This window comes from Candidatus Nitrosotenuis uzonensis, assembly GCF_000723185.1.
Classification (GTDB): Archaea; Thermoproteota; Nitrososphaeria; order Nitrososphaerales; family Nitrosopumilaceae; genus Nitrosotenuis; species Nitrosotenuis uzonensis.
The window spans coordinates 254881-274123 of sequence record NZ_CBTY010000006.1; the positions used below are offsets into that span (position 1 = coordinate 254881).

Below are 19243 nucleotides of genomic sequence, written 5' to 3' on the forward strand. Positions count from 1 at the left end.
GCATTAACAAATTAGTTATAACTGCATAGTTGTTTCAAAAAGAAATTGAAGAATCGTTACAACTCTTAGAAAAAAAATGGCAAGTTGATCCTGTTCTAAAGGACTTTATGCTTGCAAAAAGAACAGACGTGTCCGATCATCCAATCAAAGTGGGCGATGTCATATTTCACGTCCCGTTTCTGAATGATGAAAAAAAATTTATACTTTGGAAATGCTTCTGGCCAGATTGCCACAACTGCTGTGAAAGACAAGGCCGACTCCCACTTACCTCTGATGACTTGATTACAATAGGACGTGGCCTGAAATACCAAAAGGCGTCAGATTTTATAAAGAATGAAACATTGGTGGCAAGCTGGATTGAATCCAGTCCTTCAGGTGGTCAGATCGTAATGACATCCGTAAACCTGAAAAGAAAACAGGATGAAACTGAAGCGGACGACGGCACACACGTAAGATGCAGGTTTCTTGATGATGCTGGCGCATGCAAGCTGCATCCTGCCAGGCCCGGCGTATGTTATTTATATCCATTCTCAACATGGCTTGAAAATGATAGGGGTATGGCAAGGGTTCACTCTACATTCCAGTTCACTGGGGACTGCCCAGGATTCTATCTTTCAGAATCGCTTGATCCTATGAAAGAAATTCTAAAGGAGTATGCAGTCACAATATATGATTACAACATGAAATATACAAGAACTCAAAGAGAAGGCTTTGGATGTTCTAGCTTTGTCTAAGCCTTTGCCACTTTCATCAGGTCACGCATGTGTATTTCCATGCCGAATCTCTGCTCGTTCTTTTTCATGTACCTGAATATGGAAATTAAATCAACAATACTTCGTATAGCAGAAAAGTTTCCATTCATCTTTGCGCGAATAAAATTCAAAACCTTACCATAAATTGCAAAATATTGCAGAACTTCCTCTCTGTATTTTGGTAGATCGTGCATATTCCTTACAAAAATATCCGCACAGATCATACTGGGTATGATCCCCTCGCCGAGCAGAGGATACACAGTCCCTATGGACTCGCCTACACCTACTACCTTACCGTGATAGAATGGCTCGCACATGTTAGGCGTTGCAAGCCTGATGGGGCGCCCAACTGTCTTGGTGACTTTGCCACCATATTTCTCAAAGAATTTGTCAGTTTCAACTATGTGGTTTTTCTTATAGTCTCCTGCCCCTATGTGAGCCATATTCTCGTTTAGAGGGAAATACCAGAAATATCCAGTCATACCGGAAAATGGTTTGACAAAAAAATCGTCAATTGGAACCTTACCGTCATACTGGATTTTGTACTGGTAAGTTGGAAGGAAAAAATCTTTTTTGATTTTTGGCAAGTAGCTTCTATGGAATCCTGTACAATCTACAATTAGGTCAAACTCTTTTTCTAATTCTTCAAGCTTTGGAACCACGCCGTAATGTATCTTGACTCCCTCTGCCATTTTCTTTATCAGGCCGATTTTGTCAAACGTGACAAGACCTTTTAACTTGATATCAAATCTTTCGTTGTTGTTCATATCAATGTGCATATCCTTTCCATGATGTATGATGAAATCATCAAAGTTTATTCCAGATTTTGCGCACAGACCTCGCATCTCGTTAGCAGATGTGCCCCATGCACAAATAGAGTCGTGGTTTTCCTCTGTCATGCGCTCGAACCCTACTACATCATGGTCTTTTTTGAGTCTGGATAGAAGGTATCCGCCAGCTACACCAACTCCTACTACGGCTATTTTCATTTGAGTAAAAGTCTCTTCTAGTCTAATAAATAGAATATGCGCCAAAGCCGGCTAGAGGTAACATCATCTATTCTATGTACAAGGCCGGTTTGAACGGTCTTGCCATCCTAGCCTTGTTTTTAGGATCAAACTTGGAAGGATCAGACTCTGCAAACACCTGTATGTCTACTGCAAACTCTTTTTTTACAAGCCCTGAGAGCTCGGAAGCAAGGATTCTGCCTTCGTCTATGGGTTCTGTGTTTGCCCTAATCTTCCTCATTTCAGTTGATTCAGCCAAGATGGAATTTACCGACTTTTTGACAAAATCTGGATCTTTTTTGATATTTTCGGTTTCCGGATCTGCTATGAGATCTTTTATGATGGCCCCTATGTTTGTCTGGCCGGAGATCACAGACCTTGCTATCTTTTGGAACGCCTTACTCTTCCACGAATCTGCAGTGTACAGGATAATTTTCTGCGGTGATATTTTAGTTACCTTGAGAACATTCTTGATGTCATCTATGGTTGACTGGAGAAGCTCCTCTGATTGCATTGCAATCTTGTCAGCTTCGTTGGTGGCCCTTGGCCATTCTGATCTTGATGCCAAACCTGGATTCCCAAGCCTTTCCCACATTTCCTCTGCAATATGAGGTGCAAACGGAGATAGCATTGCCACTCGCACACTGAGAATCTTGTGCAGTATTCCTGAGATGTCAGTTCTTCCCTTCGCTTCGGTTCTTTTTAGGTACCACTGTAAGTCTGATTCAAAACTGAACAGGATGTGATGAAGGGCTTCTCGTAATCTCATCTTTTCAATAGCGCCTGTAGTTTGTGTGATCAGGCTGTCCAGCTTACCTAAAATCCATTTATCCTCTGATTGCATGGAGGGAGAGGTTCCGGACTTGTACTTTACACAATCATCGTAAATCGTCTCAAGCTTGCTCTTTATGGTATTGACTGATTCCAAGTTAAAATCTGCATCTTGCAGAAGCTCAGCTGATATTATTATGGCAAGTCGAATGGGATCCGCACCATAATCACTGATTGCCTTACGTAGTGGAATTATGTTTCCCATGGACTTTGACATTTTTTTTCCGTCCATTAGCACCGAACCATTTACTACTATCTGCTTTGGCCACAGATTTTCTGGGAATATAGCAACATGATTTAGCACAAAAAATGTTAGATGGTTTGGGACAAGATCACGGCCAGAATGTCTTGCATCTACTGGATAAAAGTAAGCAAAATCATAGCGAATCCTACTGAGGGTTTTCTGTTGTATTTTACACCTTGCAGATATCTCAGACGCATTTCCTTTTTCAAAAAACACAAACTCAAAGAATTCGTCTGTCAGGTTATCAGCTGACAATTCTCCGGCATTGACATATTTGGCCAAAATGTAATATGCCATGTAAATTACCGAGTCGGAAAGACTTTCTACAATCCATCCTTGGTCCCAGGGGAGGTTGGTTCCAAGACCGTGCTGTCTTGCACATGCTCTTTGCCGAAGCCAGCCCACCACATAGTTGAATTCCGTTCTGATCTCGTTTGGAAGTATACTCATCCTCTCAAAACACAGGTTTGCCTTGTCCTTCCATGATTGGTCAAGGTAATTGAGAAACCACTGGTTGTTGAGCAGCTTTACAACACACTCTGCCCCGCATCTGCACCTCACAGGCCCGTTATTGAGCTCCAGAAGCACATCAGAATTTTTGGATTCTGCAAGCCATGCCTTTATTTCTTCTTTGGCATCTGAGACTTTGAGTCCTGCGAATCTCCCTGTATTCTCTCTGAGAACACCAGAATAGAACTCCTTTGAGTACAATTCATTTGTAGCCTCATCGAGCCTTGTGTCATCCTGATCTTTGATCCCAAGCCTTTCGACAATCTCTTTTGCCGGAATCTCGCCAAATTCATCCGTCCTGATAATTGAAATGGGTGTAATACTTATGGTGGGATCCTTTTTTTGATAATCTACAAGTGCTTGATAGTCAAACGGCGCATGTGCAGGAACAGACATAACGATTCCAGTACCTGTCTGAGATTCGACAAAACTTGCTGGAAAAATTGGTATATTCTTATCCATTATGGTAACATGCTTGCCTACAAACTCGGAACCTGGAACTTCTTGGATCAATGATACTGTCTTGTTCAAAAATTCCATTTTCCTTGCACATTCTGGACTAACAAGCCAAATCTCATCATCTACTTTCACCTTTTGGTATGTTATCTGCGGATTTATCCAAAGATTCGTTACTCCAAAAATTGTCTCCGGCCTTAGCGTAGCTGTTGGTATTATCATTCCATCCAGATGAAATTTTACTAGAATGTACTCGGTAAAGTCTGGTTCCACGTCCCCCTGTGTATCATGCTGTGATACCGGGTTCTGATCCTTTGGACACCAGCCCACCGGGTGAGAGCCCTGCACGATATAGTTAAGCGATTTGAGTTTTCTGAACTGCCATTCTATGAATTTCTTGTAGACGGGATCTATGGTGGTGAACTCTCGCCTCCAGTCTATCGAGTATCCCATCTCTATCATTCCCTGCTTGATTTCTTCATGAAAATAGTCTGCTATCTTGACAGGCTCTACAAACTCCTTTATCGTACTCTGCGGAACGTGATATATCTTTTCAAAATTTTCGATTAGTTCTCTGTCTCCTTCTTGAACGCGTTTTGCCATACCAAGTATGGGCGTGCCTGTATAATGGAAACCCATCGGAAACAATGTGTTGAATCCCTGCATACGCAAAAAACGTGCATGTACATCAGCTAGCGTGTAGGTCCTACCATGCCCTATGTGTTGGGGAGAGTTTGGATACGGGTATGCCACAGTGACAAATTTTTTCGGTCTATGATCTGGCTCTATCTCAAACTCTTTCTGAGATGTCCATATGTTGCGCCATTTCCTTTCTATTTCATTCCATGGAATCATACGTTCACTGTCTTTTTGATTAGCAACTCTGCATGTGATATTGCCTCTGCAAGCCTTGCTGTGTCCTTTCCGCCACCCTGACCAAATCTAGCGTCACCGCCCCCTGATCCGCCAAGCTTTGATGATATTTCTTTTACTAAATCACCTGCCTTAAACTGTGCCTGCTCTCCAGCAAATACTATGATTCGAATTCCAGATCCTCTTACAACAAGTGCACAGTACAGTAAAGTAGGCTCCTGTCTTATTGCATCCTCGCCAACTGCGATGTGAAATTCCTCATCCAACTCCTCATCTATTGTACTATAGAATTTGATTGGGCCGAATCTCTTTGCGGATTCTATTGCTTGGCGTGCAACCGTGGAGCTTGTTCTCTTTATTAACTGCTTTAGCTTCTTCTTGGCCGATTCTGAATCGCTCATCGCATGTTCAAATGACTTGATAATCTTCTCTCTGTTGGAGCCAAGCGATTTTATTATTGAGATGATGTCTTCTTCCTGTTTTTGTACAAACTCTATTGCCGATCTACCTGAAACAAATTCCAGTCGTATGACTCCATCTTGGATCCTCTCAGACTTGGTAATCTTGATAAGGCCTAACTCGCCGGTCCTCCTGACATGTGTTCCGCCGCATGCCTCTACGTCAAAATCTTCAATTCTAACTATTCTAACTGATTTTACGGGTACAACCCCTCCCTGGTAAATCCTAAATCCAAACGTTTGCTCTGCCTGTCCCCTTTCATATTCTTGGATGGTGACTGGCAGATTTTTTTGAATTACGGTATTTGCAAAGCTTTCTATCTTTCTTATTTCCTCATCTGTTAGGCTGGAGTGATGAGTTATGTCCAGTCTCCCATAGTCTTTTTCCTTGAACGCAGAGTGTTGCCACACCCAAGAGCCAAGTACGTTTCTTGCAGATGAGTTGATTACATGGGTGCTGGTGTGATGCTTTGTAATGCCGGAGCGCCTATCGATGTCTATTTCACATGATACTAATTGGCCTTCCTTTGGGGCGATGCCGCTTATCTCATGCAATACAACGTTGCCATGTTTTGTGACATCTATTACACTCTGGCCGTTTATCCTGCCATGATCGGGCTCTTGCCCTCCGCCCCTTGCATAAAATGACGTTCTATCAAGCACTACAAATTTACTTTTCAGTACTCTGAGTACCTTGGCATCAAATTTTACAGGATCGTCTTTATAGAACAGCAAATCAGTTTCAGGAATGCCAGTGAGGTCAAACTCCTCAACAGCCTTCTTCTTTTCGGACTGGTGGAGATCAGATAGTTTTGTGTAAAAACTGTCTGGAATTTCTGATATTACATTATATTCTTTGAGATAGTCTGGGGTTACGCCGTCTGACTCGTAAAGCCTTATCATATCGTCCACGTTTAACACCTTTTTCTGAGATTTCAAATTATGGGCAATTTTTTCCATCCTGGATTTTGATTCGTGGTACCTGCCTACTTCAATTCCTATTATGGTTTTTACCTCTGATCTATACTGCTCAAGCTCCGGGTATGTCTTTTTCAGATAGTCTATGTGGCTATCGATTAGCTCGTCAAGGTCAACTCGCAATCCGAGTCTGTCTATGGTGGCCATTATTCTGCGGAGTATTATTCTGAGGTTATACCCGCCTCCCACGTTGCTTGGAAGTGCTCCATCGGATATGGCAAAAATCAACGTCCTTAGGTGATCTGCAATCATGTAAATTCCCTCAAGCGGTGTGATTATCCTGGTCATCTTATCATCAGTCAGTCCGGATTCTTTTATGGCCGACCTTCTTACGTGAGAAAGATCCGGATACTTTTCAAGCCCCTTTGCAATTTCTGTAAAATACCTGGTGAGCATCACGGAGTCAAAATCGATTCCAGACTTTTGCAGTAGTTTCTCTGTTATGGGTCCAAAGCAACAGTCATACGCCGTTGGTGTGCCCATCGTTATCCATGCAAATCTTTCAAGACCTGCGCCCATGTCTATGATTCTCTGATCAAGCGTAGTGTGGTTTCCAAGCTCACCTTGAAATTCGGTGAACACGGCATTTCCAAGCTCAAGGCCTCTTACATAGTATTCAAGCGATGAACCAAAGGAACCGCCTCCGGCCCACACATCTTCAACAAAGACTATCTCGCTTTTGTTTATTCCAAATGCGTCTGTTAGGAGTCTGAAATCAAGGTCTACACATTCGTCCTTCCAGTATCCACTGCCATTTGGTATGCTGTGTTGGCCAATCATGCAAAAACTGGAAAAATGCCTTCCTGTGACCCCGACATTTTCAATATCCTTGAATCTCAGACACGTTTGGGGAACTATGAGCGGATTTGCAGGAAACTCAAATACGACCTTTGAGCCCATCACCCTTTGAAAATCAACAATGGATGCGATTGTAAAGTAAAGATCGTCTCTCCATCTGCACACTACTGGATATCTGCTAATTGACGTATGACCGTTCTTTACAAAAAACGATTCTACCTGCCTCCATGCATCAGTATAGTCAAAACGCTTTGAGGTTGGAGGGTTTCCAATAAACGAATAAGTGTCATCAGAATGCTCCGGGCATTGATTCCTGCCATCCAAGGTCCAGAAAAACCGCTTGCACACAGAGCATGATTTGCGGATAAACCCCTGCTCTTCGAACAGCTTGACCTTGTAATACCTGTCCGGTTCGGATGAAAACTTGGCAAGAATCTCTTCCTTATTCATCTTCTGAGTGTCAACCTGACCGATATTAAGGAATGTCGATTGCGCCGACCGGATTGCCATAAATTAAATACAATCCTTGTTGCAAGCTCTTCGTATGTTTGGCCGCAAGCCCAAGGGAATCAAAGAGGGAGACTATGTCTTTGCATCAAAGCCTGATGGCCAATTCAACAACATTGTTTTTGGAATGGCAACTGGAGTGAATGGGAAAAAAATCGGCGTAAGCGGACTTGTAGTTAACGCGGTAGGACTGAAAAACAAAATAGCGCAAGGAAAGGCCGGACCTAGATCTGTCGAAATTCTACAAAACCCGACTCCGGAAAACTGCATTCTGGCATTCATATATCGAACGGAACATGAAACATTCAACGAAGTTCTTGACGTTGATGAAAACAAGGTGATTCCAATCTCGGAGAAGGCATACTATGTCCTTGACGGTTGGATAAGGGAATCCATTCCAGAACTGCTAAATAATGTGCTTTCTTTACCTGATGGCCCAGAGCGGGATCAGGCAAAGCGTGTTGTCAAGCAAAGAATGGACACACTCTATGACAAAAATCTAAAACAGAATCTCTATTCTGTATGCAGAAGCTTGAAGATTCTTAACTGATCCGCATAGTTTTATATTATCCTCAAAGAACAGCCACAATACGATGGAATACGTTTACGCTGCATTAATTTTGCACAAACTAAAGATGGAAGTTAACGAAGCTAACATTAGTAACATCATAAAGGCTACCGGAGCTACAGTAAATGAGGCCCAAGTCAAGGCGCTCGTTTCAGCCCTCGCAGATGTAAATATCGAAGAGGCAATCAAGGCAGCACCAGTCGCAGTGGCAGCAGCACCGGCAGCGGCAGCAGCTGCAGCAGCACCGGCGGCAGAGGCCAAGAAGGAAGAAGCACCAGGTAAATCTGAAGAACAGGCCATGGAAGGTCTTGCTTCTCTATTCGGCTAAGTCTTTCTACAAATTTTTCACCTTTAATTTTATCTAGTTTGTTGTACTGGACATTCTATTGTCTGATACCACATTTGCATTCCTCATCCATGCCATAGATCTGTTCGGAACAATGGCTTTTGCCGTGACCGGGGCATTCAAGGCAATAGAGCACAAATCTGACATAGTCGGAATCATCATACTTTCAATAATTACTGGAGTTGCAGGCGGAACAATACGTGATGTGATAATTGGCAGACTTCCTCCCAACTCTATTACCGATCCGTCGTATGTTGGTATCTGTATGGCATCTGGCGTGACACTTTTCTTTTTGTATCCTCATCTGCACAAACACTGGAATGTTTTCCTAAAGTTTGATGCCATAGGAATTGGTGTGTTCTCAATAACTGGGGCCACATTTGCATACAACATCTTCGGATTGAACTTTCTTGCAATTGCGTTTGCAGGAATACTCACGGCAGTAGGAGGCGGAATACTGCGAGATGTATTTGTAAACGAGGTTCCAATAGTGTTCGTAAAGGAGCTATATGTTACAGCAAGCTTTGTCGGGATAGTGTTCTTTTACTTTTTACTTGTACTGCAGGCGCCGCTCTACGCCGCATCTATTGCTGGCATTTTGGTAACCACGATACTCAGGCTAGTTGCAATGAAATACAACTGGAACTTGCCAAGGGCAAGAGAGCGATAAACTATGCAGGAGTGTATCCTTTTGCCTTTGAGGCTACTGCCTGGGCTCTCGCATTCGCTCTTTGCAAGACCTGCTCTTTTGTCTCGTCCGTCATGTAGCCTGCCTCTATTGCAACAGAACGCGAGCCCTGAGCTGCTTTTGCAAGCACCTGTTTGATGTTATCGGCTGTAATGTATGCTGCCTCGATTGAAAGCGAAACTGCCTCTTGATGCGCCTGTGCAAACAGGTTCCTGTACTGTTCTAGATCTATTATGAGCTCTTCTCTTTTGTACTGTATGCCGTCCTCGATCGCAGTATCAAGGAGTATTCCTGCCTCAACAGTCTTGATATCAAGCTTTTGGAGCAGTGTGGCAAGTTTTTCAGGCACTGGCTGGCCCTTCTTTACCGGCGTGGAATCCTTTAGAATCCAGATTGTTCCCTGGTCTATTTTGGTTGGAATGCCTGCTTCTTTGAATTCGGTGAGCATCGGTCCAGGAGCAATTCCCGTATTTTTGGCAGGAACTGTGACATCGATGCTTGCAATATCTCCGCCCCTTGCGTACATCATCACCTTGTTCTTTCCAAGCAAAACGTTCAGCTTAAACGGAGACATGTTTGTGAACATGAGAACACACTGTCCAGTAAGGGACTCTACGAGCTTTTGCAACCCTGGGATACTCAAAGTGGAAAGTGCCTTTTTTGCAACTTTGTCTTTTATGCTGATTACTTCAACCTGACCTAGAAACTTTTTTCGTAACGGCAACAGCTGTGAGGATCTTACCTTTTCCATTCTTACAAGTGCCATGACCTTGTATTTTTTTGGCAATTCTTGTAGCTGCTGGTACATCTGAGCTTTCTTTTGTGGATAGACTGTTCTGTTCTCGTGCATTTACTTTCTTACCTGTTGTACTTGTTTGATTGGTTTTCCCATTGACGTCTTTACCATTATTCTTCTGATGTTCTTGTCCCCGCTTGGAAGCTTTTTCTCAATTGCACTGATCACTGCGTGGGCATTTGCCGCAAGATCCTCATCACTCATTGACTCATCGCCAATCTTGCACGATATTGACAGAGAGTTTTTTACTTTCACTCTAATTGATGATCTAAATCTGTCCAAAAATGACTCGATGGGTGCGTTAAACGGAACTGGCACTGGCATCTTTCCCCTCGGGCCAAGCAGCTGACCGAGCACCTTACCGACTGTTGTCATAAGTTGCGTGTCGGCAAGGAAGAAATCGTAATTGTTGATGAACTTGCGCGCCTCGCGCTTGTTTGCAGCAAGTGAGTTTATCTCATCAGAACCTATGACCCTGTCAGCATTGGCGTTTTTTGCCTTCAGTCCCATGTCTCCTCCTGCCATCACACAGACAGTAGTTGGCGTGCTAAGTTTCTTTGGAAGCTGGATTGTCTCGTTCATGGCAAATCCTTTTTTGACATCAATATCCTTTAGCACTACGTACAGCTCAACTGATTGTCTGAACTTGCGCTCCTTGTCAGTTGACTTTGCATCCTTTATCATTTTGACTAATTCTGACTCGTTGATCAACGAAGTCACTCCAAGAAAGCCTATTTAAAATCGTTTGTTGGGCAAAAAAGAAAATCTCCCGAAAATTGTAAATTTTTCTAAAAACGGCGGGGATACTTTGTATATAATACAACTTCTTGCATTCAAACTTACATTTATTAACATCAAATCCGGAATTTCGGAGACATTGCATAAACTAGATGACCTTGACCTAAAGCTTTTGTATGAATTGACTCGTGATGGAAGCATCTCTGTTCCAAACCTATCAAAGAAGATGGGGATAAACGCATCCGTGCTTTACAGCAGGATCAAGCGCCTGACAAAAAAGAATATCATAAAGAAATTTACGGTCGTAGTCGATGAGGCGCAGCTTGGAATAGGCGTCAAGGCCACAATAGGCATCAACAGGGATCCGAAACTAAAGGATGCAATTCACAAGCAACTTTTACAGACTCCGGAAATCGTGTCGATATCGGAGGTCACAGGCAGATTTGACATCATGGTGGGCGTTCATGCCGAAAACCTTGAGAAGCTTCACAACATAGTCATTGACAAGATAGGTAAAATCGAAGGAATACAGAGCACCGAAACATTTGTTGAGCTTCAAAAGACGGATAAAGAGCCTTCCTACCTTGTCTCAAAATAGCTAATTGAATTTGCTATCCCATTTTCCTGCATTGATTTCTGCAGTGAATTCTTTTGGAGTTTTACCCTCTATTTTAATTCCCAAGGAGACGCATGTTCCTGCAACCTCTTTTGCAACTGACTTTAGCGATGATGCATATGACGACTCTAGTTTGGCTTTTGCGACCTTTACCAGCGAGTCGACGTTGATATCGCCAACCCATGTTGAGCCGCTTGTACCTGAGCCCTTTTGTATGCCTGCCTCTTTTAGGATCAAGGCGGCAGCGGAGGGGATGCCTATAATTACTTCCCATTTCTTGGTTTTGGTGTCGACTGATACTGTAACTGGAACCTTCATGCCCTCAAAGTCCTTGGTCTTGGTGTTGATAGTGTTTATGATCTCCATGATGTTCACTCCCAAAGGACCAAGTGCTGGGCCTAGCGGAGGACCTGCAGATGCTTGCCCTCCTGTAACAAGTGCGGAAATGGACTGAGTATCAGACATAATTTGGCTCACTTTGCTGAAGATTTAATCCTTCCTAAGCAGACGATATTTTCAAATAGTTAGAGTCTACCGTTACTGGCAGCTGGTATGGGGCATCAAGTAAAATTACGGTTGCCTCTTGCTTGTCATTATCGACCCTTGTCACGGTTGCCTTCATTCCCTTGAACGGGCCGCCGATAATCTCAACTACATTGTCTACTGCAATCTGCGGGGCGGTACTCTTTGTAACAAGGTATCCTTCGATATCTTTGAACTCCATCTCTCCTCTGAGCTGCCCTCGTATGTGTCTTATTCCTTGCAACGCATCAAAGGCTGCATTTGCATCTTTTGCCTCAATTACAATGTATCCCTTCAAGTTATCAACCAGAAGAACCGACAAAAGATTAAGACTGCCTGTCTTTATCTTGTTTTGCAACAAGTTGAGCACTACCTTTTCTTGACCTCCAGTGGTCCTGACTGCAAAAAGATGCGACTTGATTTCTTGAGACAAATTTATCACTATCTGAATACGGAGAATACAAACTGAATTATAAATCCAATCGCCCCAATGGCACCAACGCCCAAAAGAACCAGTCTTAGGTGTTGCATATAGTCCTCTTTGTCTGACTTTTTGGCAAGCTTCATAGTGTTTGCCATGTTCTTGAGGGTAGTTTTTACATCCATCGCTGGAAGTTAATATGGTGTCCTTATATCTCTTATTTCGATGGAACTGCTGGTTGCATACGAAAAGGATCCTGCTGGTTACAACATGGCAAAATTCATCTCAAAAGGCCTCAAAAAAGACGGTGACCTCTTTAGGGGCAAAAACTTTGATCTACTAATAATTCCAACGCCTGCAATATCTGCTGACTGGCTTGAGGAAAAGTACGTCTATGACGGTTTTGTGTTCTTATCAAAACACGCAGCCCAATCGGGCGAGCTTGCACTTACATGTCATAGTACTGGAAATTTCGCAGATGCGCAGTTTGGAGGCAGGGAAAGACAGGTGGCAGTACCACACCCACATCTTCAAAAAGCCTACATGAAGTCACTCTGGCAAAGAAAGAGCGACTATGCAAAATTTCAGATCATAATAGAGGCTACGCACCACGGGCCGACTGCTCTGAGCAAACCAACACTGTTTATAGAAATAGGCACTACTGAAAGACAGTGGGTTGACGAGAATCTTTGCAGCTCGGTTGCAAGTATCATACTAAAGACGTTATCTGAGCCGCTGGAGGACAGCCCGGTGGCAATTTGTATTGGTGGTACGCATTACCCTGAAAAATTCACAAAAGAGCTAATACACGGAAAGTATGCACTTGGAACCGTGATTCCAAAGCATGCCCTTGATCTTCTTGACGAGGATCTGTTCTCACACATTATGAGCAGGAATAGGCATGCTACGGCTGCGCTTGTCGACTGGGCAGGACTTGGCAAACAAAAACAAAAAGTACTTGATTTGCTAAAGACGACCAATCTGGAAGTGGTAAGAGTTTGAACGAACTAGAGCAGCGAGTCTACAAGAAACTTCTTCGAGTTCCCAAGGGTAAGGTAACGACATATGGTGATCTTGCAAAGGCCGTCGGAATAAAAAACGGCCAGCGTGTAATCGGCCAGATAATGAACAAAAATCCATTTCCTGTGATAATTCCGTGTCACCGCGTAGTGAATTCTGATGGGAAGATTGGCGGGTATTTCTACGGCCAGAATGTAAAGACTGAGATGCTATCAAAAGAAGGAGTGACAATAAAGGACGGGAAAATTCAAAATTGGGAAAAGACTCTTTTTAGATTCTAGGACTTTCTGTGCGCCTTTACTTCATCTATGAGAGTTCTTAGATGAGCGATGTTTCTTACGGTGTTTCCTCCGACTTTGCGGTACAGATTCCAAAATTCTGGATTTGTAATTTCCTTTCTATCCTTTGCAACTTTGAGTCTGTAACGCAGTGCCCTTACTTTCTTTACATATACTTGTTTTTTGCCTACGCGGGCACCCTTGCGACCTTTCTTTGATCCAGTGGTAGTTCCTCGCTTTCTCTTTTGCATCTTCTTGAACTTTGATCTACCGCGTGACGTGCCGCCTGCTGGTTTTATCGTAATCGCGCCTGCTGAAATTAGACTGCGTATATTGTCGCGTGTGATCGCATCTGCAATATCGTCTGAGCTCTCAGGATCAAACTTTATCCTGGCTAGTCCTACTCCAACAACTCGCGAGACAAGTCGCTTTTTAGCTTTAAGATTTACTACCACTTGTCCTCACCCTGGCGTTGAATATCTTAAATTTCTTCTCTGTTGCCTTGGCAACTATCTCGAGTCTTTTTTTAGTACCTACACTATGCGCAATTCTTACTCCGTCTGACTTTGGATCAAGTCTTTGCAAATCGACTAGATTGTGAACTAGATTATCTGTAAACCCCGAGGGGTGTAAACCGCGTGCAGATTTTGGACCACCGTATCCTACCTTTACAAGGCCCGGTCTACCGCGGAATTTTTGTTTTCGCTGGTGATTGTCAACTCCCTTGGGTTTTCTCCAAGATGATACTGCCAGTCTTTTGTATCTCCAACTTTCCTGTCTTACAAATTCTGGTCGGTGCTCTGCGACTTTCTGTCTTGCAGCCAGCTTTTCCTTATTAATAGTCAACAGACAGACTCTTTGATTTTACAATAAATAGGTTACTTGAAGCTAGAGCAGGCAAAAGGAAGAGATAATAACGTAACCTGCAAGCCCATGTTATTCAATGAAGACGCATGGATCTTCAATTGCGAGGTGGAATTTTAGAAAATGACAGAATCAAAAACCGCCCTTTCGGCCAAGTTCTTATCGCAGGTTGCTAGCTTTGGGATTTCTCCCTCAAAAATATACCGGAACCTGCCTGTAGAGAAGCTGGTGGAGGCTGCAATAAAGAGAAATGAGGGAATACTCACAAGCACGAATTCACTTGCAGTAAAGACAGGCAAGTATACTGGAAGGTCTCCAGACGACCGCTTCATAGTAGATGATGATGAAACTCATGATAATGTAGACTGGGGCAAGATAAATCACCCATTTCCAATAGACAGATTTGATAAGATTCTAACTAAGATGAAAAAATTTGTGGAGGGGAAGGAGATCTTTGTATTCGACGGCTTTGTGGGTGCAGACAAGGAAAATCGACTTGCAATACGCGTAATAAACGATCATGCGTGGCAAAGTCTTTTTGCGCGCCAGCTTTTCATAAGGCCCTCCGCAGCAGAGCTGGAAGAACATGAACCAGAATTTACGGTAATGTGCATAAACGATTTTGAGGCAATCCCGGAGGTAGATGGAACTGCATCTAACGTGTTCATCCTCATCAACCTGACAAAAAAACTGGTATTAATCGGCGGCACCAGCTATGCAGGAGAAATGAAAAAATCAATGTTCTCAGTAATGAACTATCTCCTCCCAAAGAAGGGAATCTTTCCAATGCATTGCTCTGCAAATATTGGAAAGAACGGAGACACCGCATTATTTTTTGGGCTGTCCGGAACAGGCAAAACCAGCCTTTCAGCTGACACAAACAGGATGTTGATTGGAGATGATGAACACGGTTGGTCAGATAATGGTGTCTTTAACTTTGAAGGAGGCTGTTATGCAAAATGCATCAACTTGAATCAAGAGTCAGAGCCTCAGATATGGAACGCAATCAAATCCGGCGCCGTACTTGAAAACGTAGTAATTGATAAGCAAACACTCAAACCTAACTTTGATGACAGCTCACTGACTGAAAACACGAGAGCAGCATATCCACTAGAATACATCCCAAGCGCAGTGTTTCCAAGTGTTGGTGGAAATCCAAAAGTGATGGTATTTCTTACAGCAGATGCGTTGGGAGTCTTACCTCCAGTATCGAGACTCACAAAGGAAGGAGCAATGTTCCACTTTATGTCTGGCTACACTAGCAAGCTTGCAGGAACGGAAAGGGGAATCAAAGAGCCCAAGGCAACATTCTCTGAGTGTTTCGGAGCTCCATTCATGCCAAGACCTGCGACAGTATATGCAAAATTGCTTGGAGATAAAATCCGAAAGCACAACACGGTCGTATATCTTATCAACACGGGCTGGTCTGGAGGCCCGTATGGCGTTGGTAAGAGAATTAGCATAAAGTATAGTAGGGCGATGGTAACTGCTGCTCTAACTGGGGCTCTTGATATTGTAAAATACAGACACGACGATCTATTCAATCTGGATGTTCCAACCACATGTCCTGACGTTCCGCCGGAGGTACTTGATCCAAGACAGACTTGGCAGGACAAGGATGCATATGATCTGTCTGCAAAAAAATTAGCACAAATGTTTGTGGACAACTTTAAAAAATTCAAGAACGTAGCGCAAGAAATAATCGATGCTGGACCAAAACCGTAGGTTACCTAAGACGAATTATCAAGCCTAATGCGATTATCCCTGATACCGCTAGTACAACGATCAACACTTGCTGGCCTGGAATATTCAGAGCTCTAAGGTCGAACATCTGCCTTTGTGTAGCATGTTCAACTATTATGCTACTGTAAACTGTTTTTGTCTCATTGTTGGCCTTCAGCTCAGCCTGTATCCAGTATGTTCCTGGTTGGTAAATTGCAACTGGTTCATGTCTGGTTGGAGTGACTGAGACGCTGTTGACAAGCCTGGAATCCGAATTGAATACGGATATCTTCGCATACGACCATTCCTCTTGATAGTATAGAGAAAAGTCCAGTTTACCGCCGTCATCTGATACATGTATTGCAGCATCTGATATACGCAGTATGACTGGTATGCGGTATTTGGTTTGGCCGTCGGAGATAATGATCCTGCCTTCATATTGACCTGCAGATTGGTCTACTAGTGAAGCTGTAATCTCTAGCAGATTTCCGCTAATAGAATAACTGAATTCTGCCACTGGATGTTCAAAATCAAACTCAACTTGTATGTCGGAATCTTCTTGATTTAGCGTCTTTAACTGAAAGATGGTTGTACTACTCGTTTCAAACGGTGACAGATCAAAGATGGCGTGGTCTGGAATAATGATGAGATTTGCACCAAAGGCACGAGTAACATTCAGCCTGCCAGCACCGCTGACCTCGTACGGAAAGCCAGTGCCGAATGTATCTGCAACAGGATCCGCCGTAGTAGTAAGTATTGATGCGACTTCCTGCGGACTAAGTGATGGCGATTTTTGTAAAAGCAGAGCACTTGCGCCTGCAACGTGAGGTGCTGCAAAACTTGTCCCGCTTGTGAGATTATAGCCTCCGTTTATCGATGTAGTGTTTACAAAAACACCGGGGGCAACAAGATTCGGTTTTATATAAAATGGCGAGACTGGACCCCTTGAGCTAAAAAAAGAGACAAAGTCTGGATGATAGAAAATGTTGATGGTGCCGACAGTCTTGTTTTGTAGCATATTTGCCAGATCAAGCCCATCCTCATTTGATATGGATACTGTTGGAATTCGCGGCTTGTAGTCAGGACCCTCCTCTTTGTTTCTAAGATCACCAAGGAAGATTCCCGGCTCATTATTGAATACAATGAGTGCTTTTGCTCCAGCGTTTGCGGAATTCTTTTCTTTCTGTGAAAAGTATATCAGCTCATTTTCTTTATCACTGCCTCTCTGAACTAACAATATCTTGTCTTTTGCGTCAATTTTTGCGAGATCCTCTTCCCTGCCGTACTTGCCAAACACAATCTCGCCAGTTATAGTCTGACTTGTGGGCTGCATGCCTACCATGGGCAACACTTGAAATCGTTTGCCATCAACCTGTAGCGTCGCTACTAAACTCGCGGTTATGTTATTGTATGTGGCGCCAACTGTGATAGCATGTGGGTCCTTACCCGGGCTCCCTATGGTCATCCTATCCGGACCGCTATTTCCAGCAGCAACTATTACCACAACACCGCTACGAACTGCGTCGTTTATAGCATCCTCAATTCTGTCATTTGTGCGATTCACTCCAAGGCTTATGTTGATAATATCTGCACCATCTGAGATGGCTCGTTTTATTGCGTTGACAATGAGCTCCGACGAGACTGCGTTGCCTGTATCGGATACACGGTAAGCCAGAATCTTCGCATCAGGTGCAATTCCTCTCATGATTCCATTTGCGGCAATTATTCCTGCCACCTCGGTTCCATGACCATTTATGTCCATGGGGCTGTTGTCGTTTTCAACAAAGTCGTATCCACCAACAACTTTGCTGTCATGTCCAAAGCCTAACAGGTCGGGATGATTATAGTCTACTCCAGTGTCAATGACTGCAACTTTGATTCCATTCCCTGTGAAACCAAGTCCATGGGGCTGTTGAACACCGACATATTTGGAACTCTTGTCCAACTGAATATCAAGTGCTGGTTCGTCATGAATTTTGTTCGATAGCAAAATAATACATGATGCGATAAGGCAGAAACAAAAAACTACAACGCTTGGGTTTTTCATTATGATCGGTATATCGACTAGTAAATACCGATGTTTATAATATTGCCAAATTAATTCCGGATGACATTAACGTTCTGTAAAATCAGAGTAATACCAAATCGTTAAATTATGAATGGATTTATCAGTTACATGGGAAAATATACACTTCCTGAAGTACCATATGCATACGATGCATTGGAGCCACACATTGACGCAAAAACGATGGAAATACACCACACAAAACATCACCAGGCATACACAAATGGTCTGAATGACAACTGGGAAAAACTGCCCGCAGATCTTCAAAGCAAAGACCTGCTCGACGTTCTTGCAAACATAAACCAGGTGCCAGAGGCAGTACGGGGTGCAATTAACTTTCATGGCGGAGGATACGACAACCACCGACTGTTTTGGAACAACATGAAAGCAAACGGTGGTGGAACACCAGGGGGGGCACTTGCAGATGCCATAAACAAGACATTTGGAAGCTTTGATGCCTTCAAAGAGCAGTTCTCAGCTAAAACTACGGCAATACAAGGAAGCGGCTGGGGGTGGCTTGTCTTTAATCCAAAATCAAACAACGTAGAATACAAAGCAATGCCAAACCAAACTAGTCCAAGAACCGAAGGATTAGTACCTCTACTGGGACTTGATGTCTGGGAACATGCGTACTATTTGAAATACCAAAACAAGCGAGCAGACTACGTAGGTGCGTGGTGGAACGTGGTTAACTGGGATGAAGTGGCAAGTCGCTTCTCCAAGGCAAAATAATTCTTCTCTTTTTTTTGTTCATTCTTCCAACCAATCATTTTTGATCTTTGCATTGGTGCCTATTGCAAAAGCTATTCCTTTCCATGGCTCTGAGAATTTGTTGTAAAATCGGTGCGGCACTCTAGGTGGTATGAATATGAGTGTCTTTGGATGTACTGTCCTAGTGGTACTGCCTACTGTGACAAGACATTTTCCATCAAGGCAGTAGACTATGACAAACTCATTTCTGTGTGTATGCATCTTGTGCACCTGACCAGCTTCTATTCTTGCTTCAAGCCCTGCGATTCTATTACCTTTGATTTTTTCGTTTAGCAACATTTTGATTTTGAGCTTGTCTGTAGGATGCTCATTTTTGTACGGATACTGCCATCTTGATCTTGATCTTGTAAATTTTCCATTTTTTGATAAGGGCATATTTCTTTGTAGTACATGAATGCATTTATAGGATACTGG

General features: G+C 43.2%; 21 protein-coding genes. 9 read left to right on the forward strand and 12 right to left on the reverse strand.

Features of this window, described 5'->3' with window-relative positions:
- Nucleotides 1–29 precede the first annotated feature (29 nt).
- Nucleotides 30–734 carry a YkgJ family cysteine cluster protein gene (locus NITUZ_RS02045; RefSeq protein WP_048194686.1) on the forward strand — a complete coding sequence of 235 codons (705 nt, stop codon included), beginning with the start codon at nucleotides 30–32 and terminating at the stop codon, nucleotides 732–734.
- Here NITUZ_RS02045 and NITUZ_RS02050 read toward each other — a convergent pair.
- The 3 genes from NITUZ_RS02050 to alaS form a co-directional block, all read right to left on the reverse strand.
- Nucleotides 731–1741, reverse strand: coding sequence for an NAD(P)/FAD-dependent oxidoreductase (locus NITUZ_RS02050; protein ID WP_048194688.1), 1011 nt, complete (start codon nucleotides 1739–1741; stop codon nucleotides 731–733). The two genes, NITUZ_RS02045 and NITUZ_RS02050, sit on opposite strands and share 4 nt — an antisense overlap.
- Before the next feature lie 67 nt (nucleotides 1742–1808).
- The gene (leuS, locus tag NITUZ_RS02055) at nucleotides 1809–4655 is read right to left on the reverse strand and encodes a leucine--tRNA ligase (RefSeq protein WP_048194690.1); all 2847 of its coding nucleotides are present in this window, start codon (nucleotides 4653–4655) and stop codon (nucleotides 1809–1811) included.
- Nucleotides 4652–7357 (reverse strand): alanine--tRNA ligase, encoded by a 2706-nt coding sequence (gene alaS, locus NITUZ_RS02060; protein WP_048194692.1) that lies wholly within the window; start codon nucleotides 7355–7357, stop codon nucleotides 4652–4654. Before alaS ends, leuS begins: the two co-directional genes overlap by 4 nt.
- Before the next feature lie 94 nt (nucleotides 7358–7451).
- Here alaS and NITUZ_RS02065 point away from each other — a divergent pair, with 94 nt between their 5' ends.
- From NITUZ_RS02065 to NITUZ_RS02075, 3 genes are read left to right on the forward strand one after another with little or no spacing between them, the layout of a single operon-like run.
- Nucleotides 7452–7964 carry a hypothetical protein gene (locus NITUZ_RS02065; RefSeq protein WP_048194694.1) on the forward strand — a complete coding sequence of 171 codons (513 nt, stop codon included), beginning with the start codon at nucleotides 7452–7454 and terminating at the stop codon, nucleotides 7962–7964.
- 43 nt (nucleotides 7965–8007) lie between these two features.
- On the forward strand, nucleotides 8008–8310 hold the full coding sequence (gene rpl12p, locus NITUZ_RS02070; protein WP_048194696.1) for a 50S ribosomal protein P1: 303 nt from the start codon (nucleotides 8008–8010) through the stop codon (nucleotides 8308–8310).
- 58 nt (nucleotides 8311–8368) lie between these two features.
- A complete protein-coding gene (locus NITUZ_RS02075) occupies nucleotides 8369–8998 on the forward strand; it encodes a trimeric intracellular cation channel family protein (RefSeq protein WP_275040817.1) in 630 nt (209 codons plus the stop codon).
- 1 nt (nucleotide 8999) lies between these two features.
- On the opposite strand, the gene NITUZ_RS02080 is transcribed toward NITUZ_RS02075, so the two are convergent.
- Together NITUZ_RS02080 and NITUZ_RS02085 are read right to left on the reverse strand one after the other, a co-directional pair.
- The gene (locus NITUZ_RS02080) at nucleotides 9000–9866 is read right to left on the reverse strand and encodes a 50S ribosomal protein L10 (protein ID WP_048194697.1); all 867 of its coding nucleotides are present in this window, start codon (nucleotides 9864–9866) and stop codon (nucleotides 9000–9002) included.
- Nucleotides 9867–10523, reverse strand: coding sequence for a 50S ribosomal protein L1 (locus NITUZ_RS02085; RefSeq protein ID WP_048194698.1), 657 nt, complete (start codon nucleotides 10521–10523; stop codon nucleotides 9867–9869).
- 166 nt (nucleotides 10524–10689) lie between these two features.
- On the opposite strand from NITUZ_RS02085, the gene NITUZ_RS02090 reads away from it, so the two are divergent.
- Nucleotides 10690–11148, forward strand: coding sequence for an Lrp/AsnC family transcriptional regulator (locus NITUZ_RS02090; RefSeq protein WP_048194950.1), 459 nt, complete (start codon nucleotides 10690–10692; stop codon nucleotides 11146–11148).
- On the opposite strand, the gene NITUZ_RS02095 is transcribed toward NITUZ_RS02090, so the two are convergent.
- From NITUZ_RS02095 to NITUZ_RS02105, 3 genes are read right to left on the reverse strand one after another with little or no spacing between them, the layout of a single operon-like run.
- Nucleotides 11149–11631 (reverse strand): 50S ribosomal protein L11, encoded by a 483-nt coding sequence (locus NITUZ_RS02095; RefSeq protein ID WP_048194700.1) that lies wholly within the window; start codon nucleotides 11629–11631, stop codon nucleotides 11149–11151.
- Between the two features lie 34 nt (nucleotides 11632–11665).
- Nucleotides 11666–12121 (reverse strand): transcription elongation factor Spt5, encoded by a 456-nt coding sequence (locus NITUZ_RS02100; RefSeq protein WP_048194952.1) that lies wholly within the window; start codon nucleotides 12119–12121, stop codon nucleotides 11666–11668.
- Nucleotides 12122–12129: 8 nt separating this feature from the next.
- On the reverse strand, nucleotides 12130–12294 hold the full coding sequence (locus NITUZ_RS02105; RefSeq protein ID WP_048194702.1) for a SecE/sec61-gamma family protein translocase subunit: 165 nt from the start codon (nucleotides 12292–12294) through the stop codon (nucleotides 12130–12132).
- A gap of 40 nt (nucleotides 12295–12334) precedes the next feature.
- Between NITUZ_RS02105 and NITUZ_RS02110 the strand changes: the two genes are divergently transcribed.
- Nucleotides 12335–13111, forward strand: coding sequence for a D-aminoacyl-tRNA deacylase (locus tag NITUZ_RS02110; RefSeq protein ID WP_048194704.1), 777 nt, complete (start codon nucleotides 12335–12337; stop codon nucleotides 13109–13111).
- Nucleotides 13108–13410: an MGMT family protein gene (locus NITUZ_RS02115; RefSeq protein WP_048194706.1), complete on the forward strand. Its 303-nt coding sequence runs from the start codon at nucleotides 13108–13110 to the stop codon at nucleotides 13408–13410. The genes NITUZ_RS02110 and NITUZ_RS02115 overlap by 4 nt, the downstream gene beginning before the upstream one ends.
- Here the strand turns inward: NITUZ_RS02115 and NITUZ_RS02120 are convergent.
- Nucleotides 13407–13862 (reverse strand): 50S ribosomal protein L19e, encoded by a 456-nt coding sequence (locus NITUZ_RS02120; RefSeq protein ID WP_048194708.1) that lies wholly within the window; start codon nucleotides 13860–13862, stop codon nucleotides 13407–13409. The two genes, NITUZ_RS02115 and NITUZ_RS02120, sit on opposite strands and share 4 nt — an antisense overlap.
- Nucleotides 13846–14253, reverse strand: a complete 408-nt coding sequence (locus tag NITUZ_RS02125) for a 50S ribosomal protein L32e (RefSeq protein WP_048194710.1) — start codon at nucleotides 14251–14253, stop codon at nucleotides 13846–13848. Before NITUZ_RS02125 ends, NITUZ_RS02120 begins: the two co-directional genes overlap by 17 nt.
- Nucleotides 14254–14394: 141 nt before the next feature.
- Between NITUZ_RS02125 and pckA the strand changes: the two genes are divergently transcribed.
- A complete protein-coding gene (gene pckA / locus NITUZ_RS02130; protein WP_081844833.1) occupies nucleotides 14395–15996 on the forward strand; it encodes a phosphoenolpyruvate carboxykinase (ATP) in 1602 nt (533 codons plus the stop codon).
- Between the two features lies 1 nt (nucleotide 15997).
- Here the strand turns inward: pckA and NITUZ_RS02135 are convergent, their stop codons facing one another.
- A complete protein-coding gene (locus NITUZ_RS02135; protein ID WP_177309436.1) occupies nucleotides 15998–17938 on the reverse strand; it encodes a S8 family serine peptidase in 1941 nt (646 codons plus the stop codon).
- Between the two features lie 231 nt (nucleotides 17939–18169).
- On the opposite strand from NITUZ_RS02135, the gene NITUZ_RS02140 reads away from it, so the two are divergent.
- Nucleotides 18170–18790 carry a superoxide dismutase gene (locus tag NITUZ_RS02140; RefSeq protein WP_048194714.1) on the forward strand — a complete coding sequence of 207 codons (621 nt, stop codon included), beginning with the start codon at nucleotides 18170–18172 and terminating at the stop codon, nucleotides 18788–18790.
- Between the two features lie 18 nt (nucleotides 18791–18808).
- Here the strand turns inward: NITUZ_RS02140 and NITUZ_RS02145 are convergent, their stop codons facing one another.
- Nucleotides 18809–19204 (reverse strand): cupin domain-containing protein, encoded by a 396-nt coding sequence (locus NITUZ_RS02145; protein WP_048194719.1) that lies wholly within the window; start codon nucleotides 19202–19204, stop codon nucleotides 18809–18811.
- Nucleotides 19205–19243 lie beyond the last annotated feature (39 nt).

What these genes read in the sequence shown, in the direction of transcription:
- rpl12p (WP_048194696.1), top strand. Translation starts at nt 8,008, where the DNA reads ATGGAATACGTTTACGCTGCATTAATTTTGCACAAACTAAAGATGGAA.
- NITUZ_RS02105 (WP_048194702.1), bottom strand. Translation starts at nt 12,294, where the DNA reads ATGGATGTAAAAACTACCCTCAAGAACATGGCAAACACTATGAAGCTT.
- pckA (WP_081844833.1), top strand. Translation starts at nt 14,395, where the DNA reads ATGACAGAATCAAAAACCGCCCTTTCGGCCAAGTTCTTATCGCAGGTT.
- NITUZ_RS02140 (WP_048194714.1), top strand. Translation starts at nt 18,170, where the DNA reads ATGGGAAAATATACACTTCCTGAAGTACCATATGCATACGATGCATTG.
- NITUZ_RS02050 (WP_048194688.1), bottom strand. Translation starts at nt 1,741, where the DNA reads ATGAAAATAGCCGTAGTAGGAGTTGGTGTAGCTGGCGGATACCTTCTA.
- NITUZ_RS02110 (WP_048194704.1), top strand. Translation starts at nt 12,335, where the DNA reads ATGGAACTGCTGGTTGCATACGAAAAGGATCCTGCTGGTTACAACATG.
- leuS (WP_048194690.1), bottom strand. Translation starts at nt 4,655, where the DNA reads ATGATTCCATGGAATGAAATAGAAAGGAAATGGCGCAACATATGGACA.
- NITUZ_RS02080 (WP_048194697.1), bottom strand. Translation starts at nt 9,866, where the DNA reads ATGCACGAGAACAGAACAGTCTATCCACAAAAGAAAGCTCAGATGTAC.
- NITUZ_RS02145 (WP_048194719.1), bottom strand. Translation starts at nt 19,204, where the DNA reads ATGCCCTTATCAAAAAATGGAAAATTTACAAGATCAAGATCAAGATGG.
- NITUZ_RS02095 (WP_048194700.1), bottom strand. Translation starts at nt 11,631, where the DNA reads ATGTCTGATACTCAGTCCATTTCCGCACTTGTTACAGGAGGGCAAGCA.
- alaS (WP_048194692.1), bottom strand. Translation starts at nt 7,357, where the DNA reads ATGAATAAGGAAGAGATTCTTGCCAAGTTTTCATCCGAACCGGACAGG.
- NITUZ_RS02065 (WP_048194694.1), top strand. Translation starts at nt 7,452, where the DNA reads ATGTTTGGCCGCAAGCCCAAGGGAATCAAAGAGGGAGACTATGTCTTT.